This window comes from Streptomyces boluensis (genome assembly GCF_009908195.1).
Taxonomy (GTDB): Bacteria; Actinomycetota; Actinomycetes; order Streptomycetales; family Streptomycetaceae; genus Streptomyces; species Streptomyces boluensis.
On the sequence record NZ_JAAAHS010000726.1, the window covers coordinates 1 to 1,197 of the forward strand.

1 protein-coding gene is annotated in these 1,197 nt (G+C 74.8%); it reads left to right on the top strand.

Annotation, left to right across the window (positions count from 1 at the left end):
* Positions 1-146: 146 nt before the first annotated feature.
* A partial coding sequence (locus GUY60_RS37760) for a methyltransferase (protein WP_161706010.1) occupies positions 147-1,197 on the top strand: 1,051 nt, incomplete at its 3' end.

Below are 1,197 nucleotides of genomic sequence, written 5' to 3' on the forward strand. Positions count from 1 at the left end.
GCCCCTTCCCGAAAGTCCTCGCCGGACGGGCCTCCTCAAACGCCGGAGGGGCTCAAAATTGAGCCCCTCCGGCGATTGAGGAGCGGGGTTCGGGGCGGAGCCCCGTGCCGCACAATGGCTCTGTGTCAGCAGCCAATACGCAGGTCATGCACTGGACGGACGACTCCGGGGAGCGTTCCGCGACGTGGTACGCGCAGAACGGGGCGGCGCCGCCGCGTCGTGTCGTGCCCGCCGACAGCCGGATGGGCGTCGCCGCCGCGTACCGGCACGTCTGCGAGGGCACCGCGCTGCTCTGGCAGGGCGACTACCGCTCCGCGCGCCAGCTGCTCTCCTCCCTCGGCCGCCGTGCCGAGGGCCGGGGCCGGCCCGCCGGCAAGGCCGCCTCCCCGGGCGAGGCCTTCCTCGCGCAGCGCCGGGAACAGTCCCGCCGGGCGCGGATCCTCGGACTGCTGCTCATCCCGTACGAGAACCCGGACGGGACCGCCCTGCGGATCGCGCTGCGGGGCGCACCCGAGGTCGGTGCGGCCTGTGCGCACGCGTACGGGCCACCGGCCGAGGGGCCCGGTGTGGGCTCGCTGCGCGAACTGCTCGGGCTCGTCGGCGCGTACGAATGGCACCGCAAGGGTGTCGAGATCCCCGCGCTCGGTGCCGGTGCCCGGATCCATCCGCACCACGGGGTGTTCTCGCCGGTGCGCGGTGAGTACGTCGACCTGGTGGCCGAGGCGCCGCTGCCGCGCGGCGCGACGACCGCCTTCGACATCGGCACCGGTACCGGAGTCCTGGCCGTGCTCCTCGCCCACCGCGGCCTCGACCGGGTCGTCGCCACCGACCTGGAGGAACGTGCCGTCGCCTGCGCCACCGAGAACGCCGAGCGGCTCGGCCTCGGCGACCGGGTCGAGGTGCGGCGGGCCGATCTGTTCCCCGAAGGGCGCGCGGACCTGGTCGTGTGCAACCCGCCGTGGCTGCCGGCGAAGCCGCGCACCGCGCTCGACCGGGCCGTGTACGACCCGGGGAGCGCGATGCTGCGCGGATTCCTCGCCGGGGCGCGGGACCATCTGCTGCCCGGCGGCGAGGCCTGGCTGATCATCTCGGACCTGGCGGAACGCCTGGAGCTGCGCGGCGCCACCGAACTCACCGATCTGATCGAGGAGTCCGGCCTCACCGTGCTCGCCCGCGCGGACACCCGCCCCCGCCACC